The organism is Halomonas lysinitropha (assembly GCF_902500215.1).
Taxonomy (GTDB): Bacteria; Pseudomonadota; Gammaproteobacteria; order Pseudomonadales; family Halomonadaceae; genus Halomonas; species Halomonas lysinitropha.
This window is the reverse complement of record NZ_CABVOU010000014.1, coordinates 136,290-152,817: the sequence shown is the minus strand read 5'-3', so window position 1 is coordinate 152,817 and position 16,528 is coordinate 136,290. Positions and strand designations below refer to the sequence as shown.

13 protein-coding genes are annotated in these 16,528 nt (G+C 63.8%); 9 read left to right on the top strand and 4 right to left on the bottom strand.

The window, feature by feature from the left end; all coding sequences use genetic code 11:
* Positions 1–77: 77 nt before the first annotated feature.
* The 9 genes from HALO32_RS00760 to putA all read left to right on the top strand — a co-directional run bounded on the left by HALO32_RS00760 (position 78) and on the right by putA (position 12,986).
* Positions 78–815: a GntR family transcriptional regulator gene (locus HALO32_RS00760; protein WP_151441871.1), complete on the top strand. Its 738-nt coding sequence runs from the start codon at positions 78–80 to the stop codon at positions 813–815.
* Positions 812–2,023 carry a D-mannonate dehydratase ManD gene (gene manD / locus HALO32_RS00755; RefSeq protein WP_151441870.1) on the top strand — a complete coding sequence of 404 codons (1,212 nt, stop codon included), beginning with the start codon at positions 812–814 and terminating at the stop codon, positions 2,021–2,023. Before HALO32_RS00760 ends, manD begins: the two co-directional genes overlap by 4 nt.
* A gap of 15 nt (positions 2,024–2,038) precedes the next feature.
* Positions 2,039–3,061, top strand: a complete 1,023-nt coding sequence (locus HALO32_RS00750) for a Zn-dependent oxidoreductase (RefSeq protein WP_151441869.1) — start codon at positions 2,039–2,041, stop codon at positions 3,059–3,061.
* Positions 3,062–3,121: 60 nt separating this feature from the next.
* Complete coding sequence (locus tag HALO32_RS00745; protein WP_151441868.1) at positions 3,122–4,090, top strand: TRAP transporter substrate-binding protein; 969 nt, start codon at positions 3,122–3,124, stop codon at positions 4,088–4,090.
* Positions 4,091–4,170: 80 nt separating this feature from the next.
* Complete coding sequence (locus HALO32_RS00740) at positions 4,171–4,755, top strand: TRAP transporter small permease (RefSeq protein WP_151441867.1); 585 nt, start codon at positions 4,171–4,173, stop codon at positions 4,753–4,755.
* Positions 4,756–6,036, top strand: a complete 1,281-nt coding sequence (locus HALO32_RS00735) for a TRAP transporter large permease (RefSeq protein ID WP_151441866.1) — start codon at positions 4,756–4,758, stop codon at positions 6,034–6,036. It abuts the gene before it with no gap.
* Between the two features lie 39 nt (positions 6,037–6,075).
* Positions 6,076–7,551, top strand: a complete 1,476-nt coding sequence (locus tag HALO32_RS00730) for a mannitol dehydrogenase family protein (RefSeq protein WP_151441865.1) — start codon at positions 6,076–6,078, stop codon at positions 7,549–7,551.
* A gap of 23 nt (positions 7,552–7,574) precedes the next feature.
* Positions 7,575–8,750 carry a mannonate dehydratase gene (gene uxuA, locus HALO32_RS00725; protein WP_151441864.1) on the top strand — a complete coding sequence of 392 codons (1,176 nt, stop codon included), beginning with the start codon at positions 7,575–7,577 and terminating at the stop codon, positions 8,748–8,750.
* Positions 8,751–9,320: 570 nt separating this feature from the next.
* Positions 9,321–12,986 (top strand): bifunctional proline dehydrogenase/L-glutamate gamma-semialdehyde dehydrogenase PutA, encoded by a 3,666-nt coding sequence (gene putA / locus HALO32_RS00720; RefSeq protein WP_151441863.1) that lies wholly within the window; start codon positions 9,321–9,323, stop codon positions 12,984–12,986.
* 194 nt (positions 12,987–13,180) lie between these two features.
* On the opposite strand, the gene frdD is transcribed toward putA, so the two are convergent.
* Genes frdD through frdA form a run of 4 tightly spaced genes read right to left on the bottom strand, consistent with a single transcriptional unit; the run spans position 13,181 to position 16,463 of the window.
* On the bottom strand, positions 13,181–13,558 hold the full coding sequence (gene frdD / locus HALO32_RS00715; protein WP_151441862.1) for a fumarate reductase subunit FrdD: 378 nt from the start codon (positions 13,556–13,558) through the stop codon (positions 13,181–13,183).
* A complete protein-coding gene (locus tag HALO32_RS00710; protein WP_151441861.1) occupies positions 13,558–13,953 on the bottom strand; it encodes a fumarate reductase subunit C in 396 nt (131 codons plus the stop codon). Before HALO32_RS00710 ends, frdD begins: the two co-directional genes overlap by 1 nt.
* 9 nt (positions 13,954–13,962) lie before the next feature.
* Positions 13,963–14,682, bottom strand: coding sequence for a succinate dehydrogenase/fumarate reductase iron-sulfur subunit (locus HALO32_RS00705; RefSeq protein WP_151441860.1), 720 nt, complete (start codon positions 14,680–14,682; stop codon positions 13,963–13,965).
* Entirely contained in the window at positions 14,679–16,463 is a 1,785-nt protein-coding gene (gene frdA, locus HALO32_RS00700; protein ID WP_151441859.1) for a fumarate reductase (quinol) flavoprotein subunit, read from the bottom strand. The genes HALO32_RS00705 and frdA overlap by 4 nt, the downstream gene beginning before the upstream one ends.
* Between the last annotated feature and the right edge of the window lie 65 nt (positions 16,464–16,528).

Here is a 16,528-nt window from a genome sequence, read left to right as displayed (position 1 = left end):
TTGGTTTCCATACTACCATACTAGTCATATCAGTTACGGGGCCTGGCCTCACTGTTCACCGAAATGGGGCAAGCATCATGAACATGACCTTGCAGGCGCTATGGCAGGAGACACCCGAAGACGGCTCGGTTCGTGAGCGGCTCTATCAGGTGCTGCGACAGTCGATCATCCGGCTGGTGCTGGTGCCGGGGCAGGCCCTGTCAGAGAAGGAGATCGCCGAGACCGTCTCGGTGAGCCGCCAGCCGGTGCGCGAGGCCTTCATCCGGCTCTCTGGGGCGGGGTTGATCGAAGTACGGCCTCAGCGGGGGACCTATGTGGTGAGGATTTCGCAGCAGGCCGTGCTCCAGGCGCGCTTCGTGCGCGAGGCGATCGAAGTGGCCGTTGCCCACGCCGCGGCGGAGGAGGGATTGGATGCCCGCCTCCTGCACGAACTGCACGAGCTGATCGAGCGCCAGCGACGCTGCACCGAGACGGACGACTACGACCGTTTCTTCCAGCTCGACGAGGCCTTCCATCGCGCCTTGTCGCTGGGGGTCGGCCAGTCCGCCGCCTGGCGGGTCACCGAGGAGGTCAAGGCGCAGCTCGATCGGGTGCGTTATCTGAGCATTCCTGAGTCGACGCCTATTCCCAGGCTGGCGGATCAACACCAGGCGATCGTCGATGCCATCGCCGACCGGGATACCGCGGCTGCGTCGCGTGCCATGGGCGTTCACCAACGGGAAATTCTACACTCACTACCAGAGCTCATGCGCCGCTTCCCCGAGATGTTCGAGACCCAGCAGTCACCCGCCCGAACCATGGAGCTTAGCCAGTGAAGATCGAACAGGCCTACACCATCGTTACCTCCCCGGGGCGCAACTTCGTGACCCTCAAGGTCGTCACCGACGAGGGCGTCTACGGCATCGGTGACGCCACCCTCAACGGTCGTGAGATGGCGGTGGTGGCCTATCTCGAGGAACACGTGATCCCGGCGCTGATCGGGCGCGACCCGCAGCGTATCGAGGATATCTGGCACTACCTCTACCGGGGGGCCTACTGGCGCCGCGGTCCGGTGACCATGAGCGCCATCGCCGCGGTGGACCTGGCGCTCTGGGACATCAAGGCCAAGCTGGCCGGCATGCCGCTCTACCAGCTGCTGGGTGGCAAGAGCCGCGAGCGGGTGATGACCTATGCCCACTGCACCGGCAAGGACATCGACGCCTGCCTCGAGGAGGTCAAGGCGCACGTCGCGCTCGGCTATCGGGCGGTGCGTGTCCAGGCCGGCATCCCCGGCATCCCCACCATCTACGGAGTCGCCAAGCGCGAGGGCGAGCGCTACGAGCCGGCGGATGCCGAGCTGCCCGCCGAGCACGTCTGGAGCACCGAGAAATACCTCAACCACGTGCCCAAGCTGTTCGCCGCGGTGCGCGAGCACTTCGGCGACGATCTGCACGTGCTGCATGACGTCCATCATCGGCTGACACCCATCGAGGCGGCGCGCCTGGGCAAGGCGGTCGAGCCCTACCACCTGTTCTGGCTGGAGGATTGCGTGCCGGCCGAGAACCAGGAGGGCTTCCGGCTGATTCGCCAGCACACCACCACGCCGCTGGCGGTGGGCGAGGTGTTCAACTCGATCCATGATTACCGGGAACTGCTCGAGAACCAGTGGATCGACTACATTCGCATGCCGCTCTCCCATGGTGGCGGCATCACCCACATGCGGCGGGTCGCCGACCTGGCGGGTCTCTATCACGTGCGCACCGGCTTCCATGGTCCCACCGACCTGTCGCCGGTGTGCCTCGGGGCAGCCGTTCACTTCGATACCTGGGTGCCCAACTTCGGCATCCAGGAGCATATGCCCCATACCGAGGAGACCGATGCGGTCTTCCCCCACGACTACTGCTTCGAGGATGGCCACTTCATCGTCGGGGAGGCGCCGGGACATGGCGTCGACATCGATGAAGCGCTGGCGAAGCAGTATCCCTACAAGCGTGCCAGCCTGCCGGTCAACCGGCTGGAAGACGGCACCCTTTGGCACTGGTAACAAGGTGAAGCGACGATGAAAGCCTTTCAGGTAAGTGCACCGCTGGATTATCGGATCGCCGAGGTGGAGGTTCCCAAAGCGGCCCCCGGGGAAGCACTGGTGCGTGTCGCCTTCGCCGGCATCTGCGGCTCGGACATGCACATCATCCACGGCGACAACGCCTTCGTGCGCTTCCCCCGCATCACTGGGCACGAGTTTGCCGGCGTGATCGAGGCCGTGGGCGAGGGGGTCGAGGACATCGCCGTGGGTGATCGTGTCTGCATCGACCCGGTGATCAGCTGCGGCCACTGCTACCCCTGTCGCATCGGACGGCCCAACGTCTGCACCACTCTGGAGGTGATCGGCGTGCATCGCAACGGCGGCTTCGAGGAGCACGTCGCCGTGCCGGCGGCCAACCTGCATCACCTGCCGGAGCACCTGGGGCTCGACGCAGCGGCCCTGGTGGAACCCTACACGATCGCTGCCAATGTCCTCGATCGCATGCAACCCCACCCGGGCGACCGGTTGCTGGTGTTCGGCGCCGGAGTGATCGGCCTGACCATCCTGCAGATGGCCCGGGCCAAGGGCATCGAGGAAGTGATCGTCACCGACGTCATCGACGAGCGACTGGCGGTGGCGCAGGAACTCGGCGCCCGTCATGTCCTCCATGGCCGCGATCAGGACGTTGAACAGACGGTCCTCGAGCTGACCGAGGGGGAAGGTGTCCCGCTGATCGCCGATGCCGCCTGCGTACCATCGCTGCTGCCGCAGATGCTGCGCGTGGCCTCGCCGGCCGGTCGTATCGGTCTGCTGGGCTTCAGCCCCACGCCCAGTGACCTGGTGCAGCTCGAGGTGATCAAGAAGGAGCTGACTCTGGTGGGGTCGCGACTCAACAACCGCAAGTTTCCGGAGGTGCTCGAGCTGATGGCCACCGGCCGTCTCGATCCCCTGGCGCTGGTAAGCCACCGGCTGCCATTCGACGAGATGCCAGATGGCATCGAGATGCTCGATCACCATCCCGAGAAGGCCCGCAAGGTGCTGATCCAGATCGGCGCCTGACGGGGTACGCCAACCCAGGCACTACCACAACGCACAACAGCAACGTGCAGGAGTTAACCCATGATCAAACAATTCTTCACCGGCGCCATCCTCGGGGCGGCCCTGATCGGTGGTCAGGCGGCCCTGGCCGCGGATTTCACGCTGAAATTTGGCCACCTGGCCAATGAAGAGAATATCTGGCACCAGGCCGCCGAGAAGTTCAAGGACGAGGTCGAGGCCAACTCCGACGGACGCATCGAGGTGCAACTCTATCCCAACGAGCAGCTCGGCGCCGAGATGGACGTGATCAATAGCATCCAGCTGGGCACCGCGGACATGACCATCACCGGCGAAAGCCTGCAGAACTGGGCGCCCAAGGCGGCCATGATGGCCGTGCCCTACGCCTTCCGCGATTCCGAGCATCTGCATGCCGCGGTCAGTGGCGAGATCGGTGAGGAGATCGAGGCGCAGATCACCGAGCGCGCCAACCTGGTGCCCTTGGCCTGGTTCGAGCGCGGTCCGCGGCACCTGACCTCCAACCGTCCGATCAAGCATCCCGATGACCTCGACGGCATCCGCCTGCGCGTACCCAATGTGCCGCTGTTCGTGGATACCTGGGAGGCGCTGGGTGCCCGCCCTACCCCCATGGCCTTCAGTGAGGTCTTCACCTCCTTGCAACAGGGCACCATCGAGGGTCAGGAGAACCCGCTTAGCCTGATCGAGAGCGCCAGCTTCGATGAGGTCCAGGACTACGTGAACCTCACCGGCCACGTGCGCAGCTGGATCTACGTCGTGATCGGCAAGAACCGGCTTGACGAGATGCCCGAGGAGCTGCAGGAGGTGATCTTCGACGCCGCCGAAACCATGCAGGCATACGAGGCCGACCTCTTCGCCGAGGACGAACAGCGCCTTCAGCAGGATCTTGAGGAGCGCGGCATGGAGTTCGTCGAGGTGGATATCGATGCCTTCACCGAGAAGGCACGGCCGGCAGTGCTCGACGCCCTTAACGAAGAGCAACGCGAACTGTTCGAGGCCATCCAGGATCTGTGACATCGCAGCGGACGAGCTCATGTTTGGCATGGGCTCGTCTCCCCGAACCAGGGTGCCCGCTGGCACCATGAGGAATGCGTATGGATTCCGACTACAAGGCAGCTGAGCAGGAAGTGCTCGAGCAGCTGGACGCCCTCTCGTCCGTGCCCACCTTCCAGGGCGCACTGGGGCGCCTCATCGGCTGGGTCGACACCCTGTTTACCTTCCTCGCCGTCCTGGCACTCTTGGGCATCGCCGGCACGGTGCTGCTGCAGATTTCGGCGCGCCTCTTCCTGCCGTTCTCGCTGGCCTGGACCGAGGAGCTGTCGCGTTACCTGTTCATCTACATGGTGGCTCTCGCGGCGGGAGTGGTGCTGCGCCAGCATCGCAATGTCAGCGTGGAGCTCTTCCACCACCACCTGGGGCCTCGCGCGCGGGCCGCCTACCAGGTGCTGATATGCTTGATGGTTGCCGGCTTTGCCGGACTAGTGCTGCCCTACGCCTGGCAGTACGCCCAGAATGGCGCCTGGCAGACCTCGCCGACGCTCAAGGTTCCTATGCTCTACATCTTCTTCTCCACGGTGGTGATGTTCGCGCTGTTGCTGGTCTACGGCGTCATCGGCTTCCTGGAGGGGCTTGTCGCTATCTTTCGTTCGCCTGAGCGCACCTCAGCGGAGACGCCGTAAATGGAAGTGATCATCCTGTTCAGCAGCTTTCTCGTGCTGCTGTTGATCGGCATGCCCATCGCCTTCGCCCTGGGCATCGCCTCACTGGCCTACCTGCTGCTGGAAGGCATCTCGCTGACCATCGTGCCGCAGCGCCTTTATGCCGGCATCGACACCTTCGTGCTGCTGTGCATTCCCGGTTTCGTGCTAGCCGGCAATCTGATGAACGTCGGCAATATCACCGAGCACATCGTGCGCTTCTCCAACGCGCTGCTGGGCCATATCCGTGGGGGTCTTGGTCTGGCCAACGTGGGGGGCTCGATGATCTTCGGCGGCATCTCCGGCACCGCCGTGGCCGACTCGGCCAGCATCGGTTCGGTGATGATTCCCGGCATGGCGAAGTCCGGCTATGACAAGCCCTTCGCCGCGGCGGTCACTGCCGCCTCCTCTACCGTGGGGCCGATCATTCCGCCAAGCGTGCCGATGATCATCGCCGGTTCGCTCTCCGGGGTCTCGGTGGGACGCATGTTCCTGGCCGGCGCCATCCCCGGCCTGCTGCTGGGCCTGGCGATGATGGTGACGGTGTATATCCTTGCCGTGCGGCGTGGCTATCCCAGGGGCGAGCGGGCCACCTTCATGGAGCTGCTTCGCGAGGGGCGCACCGCCTTCTGGGCGCTGCTGATGACGGCCATCATCCTCTACGGCATCATCGGTGGCCTCTTTACGCCCACCGAGGCCTCCATCGTCGCCAGTCTCTATGCCCTGGTGGTGGGCATGTACGTCTACAAGGGGCTCACCTGGCGCAAGCTGCCGGGGATTCTCACCGATACCGTCTTCACCTCCGCGGCGCTGCTGCTGATGGTAGGATTGGCCAACCTCTTCGGCTGGATCCTGACCAGCGAGCAGATCCCTCAGATGGTCGCCGGCCTGATCCTGGCCATCAGTGAGAACCCTCTCGTCGTCATCCTGATCCTCAACCTGATCCTCCTATTCGTCGGCGCCTTCATGGAGACCATTGCGGCGCTGATCATCCTCTTCCCGGCGCTGCTGGGGGTGGCTACTGGCGTGGGCATGGACCCGGTACATTTCGCTGTGATGGCGGTGCTCAACCTCATGATCGGCCTCACCACCCCGCCGGTAGGGGTCTGCCTGTTCGTGGTCGCGGGGATCGGTAAGCTGCCCATGTTGACCGTGGCGCGAGCCATCTTGCCCTTCCTGATCTGCAACCTTGCCGTACTGATGCTGGTTGCCTATGTTCCGGCGGTTTCCATGTGGTTACCGACGCTACTGATGGGAGAGTGACTGAGAATGGGCGTGAAACGACAGAGAAATGGAGGGGCAATGTCCATCACCCGAGTGCAGGCAGCCCCGCGACAGGGCCGCATCGCTATCGTTCACCTCGGCCTCGGTGCTTTCCACCGCGCCCACCAGGCGGTCTACCTGGAGCGCTATCGTCGGCGCACGGGGGACGTCGACTGGGGTGTGAGTAGCGCCAACCTGCGCGCCAGTGTGGACCTGGTGGATGCCCTGCGCGACGCTGGCTACCGCTATCACGTGGCCGAGTATGCCGATAGCAAGACCCTGACCCTGCGTGAGATCGGGGTAATCGAAGAGTCCCTGTTCAGCGGCCGTGATGCCGAGGGGGACTGGGGGCGTGATCTCGAGGCCCTGCTGGCGCGGATGGTCGTGCCCGAGACGCGTATCGTTACCCTCACCGTTACCGAGAAGGGCTACTTCCTCAACCCGGCCAGCGGCGAGCTGCTTGTCGATGACCCCATGATCGCCGCTGATATTGCTGATCCTTCGAGACCCCGGACGGCACCAGGAATCCTGGTGGAGGCATTGGCGCGGCGTCGCGAGGCAGGCGTGCCACCCTTCACGGTGCTCTCCTGCGATAATATGCCGGACAACGGCAAGCGCACCCGTAATGCCGTGATCAAGTTGGCCGAGCGGCGCGACACCGTCCTGTCTAATTGGATCGAGCACGAGGTGGCCTTTCCCTGCAGCATGGTCGACCGCATCGTTCCGGCGATGACCAAGGCCGATTTCGCGAGGCTGGCCGAACTGGGTATCGAGGATCCCAATGCCGTGATCGGCGAGGCCTTCGCCCAGTGGGTGGTGGAGGATCACTTCCCCCAGGGGCGGCCGGACTGGGCGGCCGATGGCGTGGAAATGGTCGCCGACGTGGCGCCCTTCGAGACCATGAAGCTGCGCATGCTCAACGGCAGCCACTCGCTGCTGGCCTACCTGGGCGCGCCGCAGGGCATCGAGACGGTATTCGAGGCGGTGAGTCGCGACGACCTCACGGCCCTGCTGCGTCGCTATATGCTCGAGGAGGCGGCGCCGACCCTGGCCATGCCCGAGGGCACCGATCTCGCCGCCTACGCCGATTCGCTGCTGGGGCGTTTCGCCAACGATAGCCTGCGTCACCGCCTGCACCAGATCGCCATGGACGGCAGCCAGAAGCTGCCCCAGCGCTGGTTGTCGGGCGCCCTGGCCCGTCGCGAGGCGGGGCAGGCGTCCCCCTGCGCCGCCCTGGGCCTGGCCGCCTGGATTCGCTACACCGCCGGCCGGGATCATGCGGGCACCGCCTACGAGGTGGACGACCCCCTGGCGCCACGCTTCGCCGAGTGTCATGCGCGGCACGGCCGGGACCCCGAGGCGCTGGTGTCGGCCTTCCTGGCCATGGACGATGTGGTGCCACCGGCCCTGGCGGCCGACGCCGTCTTCGCCGAAGCGGTACTCACGGCCTATCGTTCCCTGACCGAAGAGGGCCTCGACGGAGCGCTCGCCACCCTGGCAGGCCGTAGCGCATAAAGAGGCCCGAGAGGAGATGCCCCATGGAACACACCTGGCGCTGGTTCGGCTCCCAGGACCCCATCCGCCTGGACGAAATTCGCCAGACCGGGGCCACCGGCATCGTCACGGCGCTGCACGAGGTGCCCAACGATCGCGTCTGGTCGCTGGAAGCGATCGGCGAGCGCAAGGCGCTGATCGAGGCGGCCGGTCTTTCCTGGTCGGTGGTGGAGAGCGTGCCGGTGCCCGAAGCGATCAAGCAGGGCCGGCCCGAGCGCGATGGCCTGATCGCCACCTACTGCCAGACCCTGCGGAACCTGGCGGCCTGCGGCATCGACACCGTCTGCTACAACTTCATGCCGGTGCTCGACTGGACCCGCACCGACCTCAGCTGGTCGCTGCCGGAAGGCGGCTGGGCGCTGCGCTTCGACCAAGTCGCTTTCGCCGCCTTCGACCTCTACTTGCTGCAGCGCCCCGGCGCCGAGGAGGAGTATGACAAGGACGAGCAGGCCGAGGCCAGGCATTACCTCGACGGCCTCGATGCGGCCGGCCGCGACGCTCTGGTCGATACCCTGATCGCCGGCCTCCCGGGGGCCGAGGAGCACTACACCCTGGCGCAGTTCCGTCAGGCCCTGGCCGCCTACGACGACATCGATGCCGCGCAGCTGCGAGAGAATCTTCGCTATTTTCTGGCCGCGGTGATCCCGGTGGCCGAGGAGGTCGGTATCCGCATGGCAATCCACCCCGACGACCCGCCTCGGCCGATGCTGGGGCTCCCGCGGGTGGTTTCCACGCCGGACGATGCCCAGTGGCTGCTCGACGCCGTGCCCAGCCCGGCCAACGGCCTGACGCTGTGCACCGGTTCCTACGGGGTGCGCGCCGACGTCGACCTCGCCGACATGGCGCGGCGGTTCGCGCCGAAGATTTACTTCGCCCACCTGCGCTCGACGAAGCGCGAGGCGCCGGATCCGCGCTCCTTCCACGAGGCCGCGCATCTTGACGGCGATGTGGACATGGTGGCGGTGATCGCTGCGCTGGTGGCCGAGGAGCGCCGCCGCGAGATGTCGGGTGGCCCGCGCCTGCCGCTGCGGCCCGACCATGGCCATCATATCCTCGACGACCGGCACCGCGACACCGCGCCGGGTTATCCGCTCTATGGTCGACTACGCGGCTTGGCCGAACTGCGTGGGGTTGAGCTGGCCGTGCGCCAATTGACCTGATCACCCTGCCTCGACCATATCCCGGACGGTGGCGTGGATGCACGTCTCCCTGGGTCAGGCTCGTTCGAGGCGATGGGCAGGCTGTCTTGGGCAGGTAGCTCGGCTTCAAGCGCCGTGCGACGGGCGCGACGGGGTAAGCCTTCCATAGCGCCCACTATCGGCACCGCCAGTGAGTCGATCAGGTTATCGAGTAGTTTCGCGGAGTCTCGAGCAACGGTTCAGGAGTCTGAGACAAGAGTCCGTTCGGTGCCCTACTTAGACTGATGTATGAAATCGTTGAAACGAGGTTGACATGAAGCTCGAGTCTGAACAAGTCAGCCAGGCGCTACACTGAGAGGATTGGGCTGACATCCGTGCACCCAGCCATCGGTGATATTACCCTTTCTCAGGGCATGGCCACTGCCACCGAGGTCCTTGCCGTCACCGCGCCGCCATCCTGTGGCTGGAGACATTGGCCCTAACCCGGGCCGGGACGCATCAGCCATCCACTTGTAATGGCCCTTCGACAATAACGACGACATCCCCCTGGCGCATTGCCGCTGTGTGTCGGGCAGTGAGGAGAGATCGACCATGAACGAAGCAAACCTTCATCTAGAGAGTGACGTCAAAGATCTGCGCTATCGCATCCGCGACAACTATGACGCCGATGAGGCAGATGTGCTGCGCAGCCTCGTCGAACGACTCAAGCTGTCCGAGGACGACCGCCGCAAGGTGGCCGAGGTCGGCGCCAACTACGTGGATCGTGTGCGCAAGGAAAAGTCGCCCTCGATGATGGAGGCCTTCCTGGCCGAGTACGGGCTCTCGACCGCCGAAGGTGTCGGCCTCATGTGCCTGGCAGAAGCCCTGCTGCGCGTGCCCGATGCGGAAACCATCGACGACCTCATCCACGACAAGATCGAGCCGTCCGACTGGGGTGCGCACCTGGGCAAGTCATCATCGTCGATGGTCAACGCCTCGACCTGGGCGCTGATGCTGACCGGCAAGGTGCTGGACGACGACCCCAAGGGCCCGGCGCGTGCGCTGCGCGGCCTGGTGCGCCGCATGGGCGAGCCAGTGGTGCGCACGGCGGTCGGCCAGTCGATGAAGATACTGGGACGTCAGTTCGTGCTTGGCCAGACCATCGAAGAGGGCATGAAGAATGCCCGTGATCTCGAGAAGCAGGGCTATACCTATTCCTACGACATGCTCGGCGAGGCGGCGCGTACCGACGAGGATGCCGTTCGCTATCACGAGGCCTACGCCAAGGCGATCACGGCGATCGCCAAGCAGGCCAAGGGTGACGTGCGCGGAAGCCCCGGCATCTCGGTAAAACTCTCGGCATTGCACCCGCGCTATGAATATACCCATCACGATACGGTGATGGCGGAACTCGTTCCGCGAGCCAAGGAGTTGGTGCAGCAGGCGGCCAAGGCCAATATCGGTTTCAACATCGATGCCGAGGAGCAGGACCGGCTGGATATCTCGCTCGATGTGATCGAGGAGCTGATGTCAGACCCCAGCCTCGACGGATGGGACGGCTTCGGGGTCGTGGTGCAGGCCTACGGGCGCCGCGCCGCGCCGATGATCGAGACACTCTACGAGCTTGCCGAGCGCTACGACCGCAAGATCATGGTACGGCTGGTGAAGGGCGCCTACTGGGATACCGAGATCAAGCTGTCCCAGGAGATGGGGGTCAAGACCTTCCCGGTCTTCACTCGCAAGGTCAATACCGATGTCAGTTACATGGCGTGCGCGCAGCTGCTGCTCGACCGGCGCGACCGCATCTATCCGCAGTTCGCGACCCATAACGCCCACACCTGTGCCGCCGTTGTCGCCATGGCGGGCGACGACAAGGACAGCTACGAGTTCCAGCGCCTGCATGGCATGGGCGAATCCCTGCATCAGATCGTCAAGCAGTCGGAGGGCACGCACTGCCGTATCTATGCCCCGGTGGGTGCGCACCGTGACCTGCTGGCCTACCTGGTGCGGCGCCTTCTGGAGAATGGCGCGAACTCTTCGTTCGTGAACCAGGTGGTGGACGACTCGATTCCCCCGAGCGAGGTCTCGAAGGACCCGGTGGAGGGGTTTCAGCAACTCGGCGACGCCATCGCCAGCCCGTTGATCCGCCAGCCTGGCGAGCTGTTCGCGCCCGAGCGCAAGAACTCCCGCGGCTACCGGATCAACGAACCCGCCTCGATCCTGCCGCTGCTGAAGGCGCGAGAGGAATTTGCCGACACCACCTGGACCGCGGGTCCCATGCTGGCGGGACGTCCGGCACCCCAGGGGCCTGCTCGCGATGCCGTGTCTCCCGCCGATGGCTCGCGAGTGGTTGGCAAGGTGCACGAGGCCACCCCGGACGAGGTGGCGGCCGCGCTCGACGCCGCCGAGGAGGGCTACCGTAACTGGTCGGCGCGACCGGCCGCGGAGCGAGCCGAGGTGTTGCGCCGCACCGCCGATCTCTACGAGCAACACATTGCCGAGCTGACGGTGATCTGTACCCGTGAAGCCGGCAAGATGATGTTCGATGGCATCGCCGAGGTGCGTGAGGCAGTGGATTTCCTGCGTTTCTACGCCAACGAGGGCGAGCGGCTGGAAGCGGAAGAGCCCGGCAGTGCCCGCGGTATCTTCGTCTGCATCAGCCCGTGGAACTTCCCCCTGGCTATTACCACCGGCCAGATTGCCGCGGCGCTGGTGGCCGGCAACGCCGTGCTCGCCAAGCCCGCCGAGCAGACGCCCCTGATCGCCGCCCGTGCCGTCGAGCTGATGCGCGAGGCCGGCCTGCCCGAGGCGGCGCTGCAGCTGCTGCCCGGCGACGGGCCGACGGTGGGCGGCCCGCTGACCAGTGATCCGCGGATCGCCGGCGTCTGCTTTACCGGCTCGACCCCGGTGGCGCAGATCATCCACAAGGCCCTGGCACAGAACGCGGGCCCGGATGCGGTGCTGATCGCCGAGACCGGCGGACTGAATTCCATGATCGTGGACTCCACGGCGCTGACCGAGCAGGCGGTGCGCGACATCCTGATCTCCTCCTTCCAGTCGGCCGGCCAGCGCTGCTCGGCGCTGCGGATGCTGTATGTCCAGGAAGAGGCCCGCGACCGGCTGCTCAACATGCTCGATGGCGCCATGGACGCCCTTACCATTGGCGACCCCTGGAATACCGACACCGACGTGTCGCCGGTGATCGACGCCGACGCCCAGGCAGAGATCAACGAATATGTGGCGGCGCATGAGAAGGCCGGCAAGGTGCTCAAGAAACTGCCCGCGCCCGAGGTGGGTACCTTCGTCACCCCGGCCGTGGTCGAGGTCGGAGGCATCGAGGATCTGGAGCGCGAGATCTTCGGCCCGGTCCTGCACGTGGCCACCTTCAAGGCGCGAGATATCGACAAGGTGGTCGATGACATCAATGGCAAGGGATACGGGCTGACCTTCGGCCTGCATACCCGGATCGATGACCGGGTGCAGCAGATCGTCGAGCGTATTCATGTCGGCAACGTCTACGTCAACCGCAACCAGATAGGCGCCATCGTCGGCTCCCAGCCCTTCGGCGGCGAGGGCCTTTCGGGTACCGGGCCCAAGGCCGGGGGTCCGCTCTATGTCTCCCGTTTCCGCCGTACCGCAAGCGCGGAGAGCCATGAGGCGCCGAAAGGGAAATCCATGACACAAAAGGATGTCCAGTCGACTCTCGACGGCTTGGATGCCCGCAACTGGGCGGCGCGTCGCGATCGGGTCGAGGTGCTGCGCAAGGCGCTCTCCGGCAAGGGCGGTTTGGTCCGCAAGGCGCTCGCCGAGACCGCGGCCCTGGACATGACGCCGCAGACGCTGCCGGGGCCGACAGGGGAAAGCAACCGCCTGGCGATGTATCCGAAGGGAGCGGCACTCTGCCTGGGCCCGACCCTGGATATCGCCGTCGCCCAGGCGGTGCAGGCGCTCGGTGCGGGCTCTCCGGCGCTGATCGTCGCCCCTGGTGCCGTTGAGGCTGTGAAGCCGTTGATCGATGCCGGGGCGCCGGTGTCCGGGCTCGACGGCAGTATCGAAGCCGACACCCTGACCACGCTCAAGGGTATCGAAACCGTCGCCGCGGCCGGCGACAGCGACTGGACCCGCGAGTTGCGCATCGCGCTCGCCAAGCGCGACGGCGCCATCGTGGCGCTCGAGACTCAGACTATTTGGCCGGAACGTTACGTGGTGGAACGCCACCTGTGCATCGACACTACCGCCGCGGGCGGCAACGCCAGCCTGCTGGCAACGGCCGAATAGAGTCGCCAACTTTTTGCGGCAATCTTTCACGGCAATGAAAACGCCCCCTACCTAGGGGGCGTTTTACGTCTGCTGGTTGAGTAATCCGTGGAAACAGCCTCTATCAGAGCGTCATGAAGTCGGATTCCTGCCGGTCGGTGAACTGATAGACCCCGTTGGGTGCCTGCTTCGGTCGTCGGCTGGGAAGCGATTGGCTACAGGGCCCCGATAACGAACCCGACAAGTGCCAGAGCGCTGATCAGGGCGGCACATCCATACGTGACTATCTTATTCTGACGTTCCTTTCCCAGCTTCAAATCATGCAGGCCATGGCGAATCCGGTGGGCTGCATGGAACAGTGGCAGGCAGATAACCACGCCGATAAAGATCAGACCTGGCAGGCTGAATACCATGGATTGGGCACGCTCGAAACTCACGGCGCCCGTCGAAATGATTCCGGCCGGAATGAGCAGGGCGATAAACAGGATCGCCGCCGGAACGAATACCGCAAAGCAGACGCCCCCGGCGCTGAACAGACCCCACCAGATGGGCTCGTCGCTTCGTTTCATCTTGTCAGATGTATTGTTGCTCATCACAGCCCCCTCAAGAATATCCAGGTCGCCAGGACCATCACCGCTACCACGCCAAGCCATTGACCCAGCACCATCAGGTTCGGCGGTAGGGTGCGACCCGCGACACGTAATGGCATGACGCGCGGGAACAGTTGGAAGAACGTCCAGGCATGAAACAGGCTGGCGATAAACGCTAGCGCATTAAGCGCGATGACCATAGGATGTTGCATGAATTGCAGCCATCCTTGCCAGCTTTCCATTCCCTGAAGCAGGCTATACAACCCGGCCAGCAGGCAGGCAACAAAGAACACCAGCGGAAGTACGGTGGCTTCCCGGGCCATGTACTTCTTGAAGTAGGAGTGTTTCAACCACCAGTCACGCTTCAGTTCGGGAAAATAGCTCGTTGGCTTCGCCATGACGCACTCCTAGCTCTTGAATATTCCGATCAGCATGTCTTTCGCTGACTCCACCTTGCCCTGATTCACTGCGGCTGCCGGGTCGACATTCTTTGGACAGACTTCCGAACAGAAACCTACGAAGGTACAACTCCAGACCCCTTCCTCGCGGTTCATTTGCGGCATGCGCTGCTTCTTGCCCTGATCACGGCTATCCAGGTTATATCGATGTGCAAGCGTGAGGGCGGCAGGCCCCAGGAATTCCGGGTTCAGGCCAAACTGCGGGCAGGCCGAGTAACACAGTCCGCAATTGATACAGCCGGAAAACTGCTTGTACTTTTCCATCTGCGCCGGAGTCTGCTTGAAGGTGTCGGAGCCTTCCCCGCTATCGTTGATGAGATAGGGCTGTACCGCCGCAAGATGATCGAGGAACAGCGTCATATCGATGATCAGGTCCTTCTCGACCGGGAAGTGCGCGAGCGGTGCTATCTTCACCGGTCCTTGGTACTCGCGCAGAAAGCTGTTGCAGCCCAGTTTGGGGGTATTGTTCACCATCACGCCGCAGGAACCGCAAATCGCCATACGGCACGACCAGCGGTAGCTCAGGCTGCCGTCCAGCTCCTCCTTGACGTAGTTCAACGCGTCGAGAATGGAGGTACTGTCGTCGAAGGGAACATCGAACTCCTGCCAGTAAGGGGCGCTGCCCTGCTCCGGCAGATAGCGTTGGATACTAATCTGTTTGATGGTCATTGCTTGACTCCTTTGCCGGCATCGCCATAGGCGCGTTCAGCGGGAGCGGAAAGGTGAGTATCCACCTCCTGCCAGCACAACCGGGCTGGCCCTTCAGCGTTGAAGAAGACTTGGCTGTGCTTCAGATAATTGGCATCATCACGTTGCTGAAGACCGTCGTCGAGCCGCTTGTGGGCGCCGCGCGACTCCTTGCGCTCGAGTGCCCCCAGGCAAGTCGCCTCGGCAATATCCAGGCTGTAGCCCAGTTCGAGGCACTGCATCAGTTCGGTGTTATAGGCACGGCTTTTGTCCTGCAGTCGAATATTCCGATAGCGCGCCTGCAGCTCGTGAATCTTCTCCAGAGTGGCCTGCATGCCCTTAGCTTCCCGGTAGATCCCGCAACCGGTCTCCATGCTCAGCACGAGCTCACGCTTGAGCTCTACCCAGCTTTCTTCACCTTCGGCGTCGTAAAGCTGCGTGATTCGGGTCTTCTGGGCTTGCGCCTGCTCCTTCAGGTCACGGCTATTGGTGAAGGGAACCGTTGGCACGCGCTGACTGGCCTGCTCCCCCGCCAGGCGCCCGAAGACCAGCAGCTCGGAGAGGGAGTTCGAGCCCAGACGGTTGGCACCATGAAGCCCTACGGAGGCGCACTCACCCGCGGCATACAACCCCTTGATGCGGGTCTCGCAATGGGCGTCGGTTTCTATCCCGCCCATGGTGTAATGCACCGCGGGGCGAATCGGGATGGGCTCCTTCACCGGGTCGACATTGATGAAGACGTTGGCCAGCTCACAGATGAAGGGAAGGCGTTCATGCAGGTATTCCTTGCCCAGGTGACGCAGGTCCAGATAGACCACGTCACTGTCGCCGAACTTGCCGGTTCGCCCCGCCTGCTGTTCCTGCCAGAAAGCTTGGGATAACTTGTCACGCGGACCCAACTCCATGTATTTATTCTGCGGCTGGCCAAGCGGGGTTTCCGGCCCCAGGCCGTAATCCTGCAGATAGCGGTAGCCGTTCTTGTTCACCAGAATGCCGCCCTCGCCACGGCAGGCTTCGGTAATCAATACACCGGAGCCCGGCAGCCCGGTCGGGTGGTACTGAACGAACTCCATATCCCGCAGGGCAACACCATGACGAAAGGCCATCGCCATTCCATCGCCGGTGACGATCCCGGCATTGGTATTGAAGCGAAACAGTCGCCCAGCCCCGCCTGTCGCCAGGATCACAGACTTTGCGCGTAGCAGGGTCAGTTCCCCCGTAGCAATCTCCAGCACCATCACCCCGGCCACCGTACCGTCGGCGACCGCGATATCCAGCACGAAATACTCATCCAACCGTTCGATTTCCGGATACTTCAGCGAGGTCTGAAACAGCGTATGCAGCATGTGGAAGCCGGTCTTGTCGGCGGCGAACCAGGTGCGAGCCGTTTTCATGCCGCCGAAGCGCCGTACCTGCACGGAACCATCCGATTTTCGACTCCAGGGGCAGCCCCAGCGCTCCATCTGCACCAGTTCCTGATGAGCATGGCGAATGAAATAGTCGACGACACCTTGTTCGGCCAGCCAATCGCCACCGGCCACCGTGTCGTCAAAGTGCGCCTGCAGGCTATCTTCGGCACTGGTCACGGCCGCAGCGCCACCTTCTGCCGCGACTGTATGCGATCGCATTGGATAGACTTTCGAGAGCATCACGATGCGTTGCTCACGGTTCTCTTTCCTGGCGCTCTCGGCGGCCGCAATTGCGGCACGCAAACCGGCGCCGCCTCCGCCCACGATAACGATGTCAATATGTCGTTCTTGCATGGCTCCCCCATGACCGGCGCCGGCCAGACTTGATCAACTGAATTCTAGGCCTTCCTGAGCAGGAT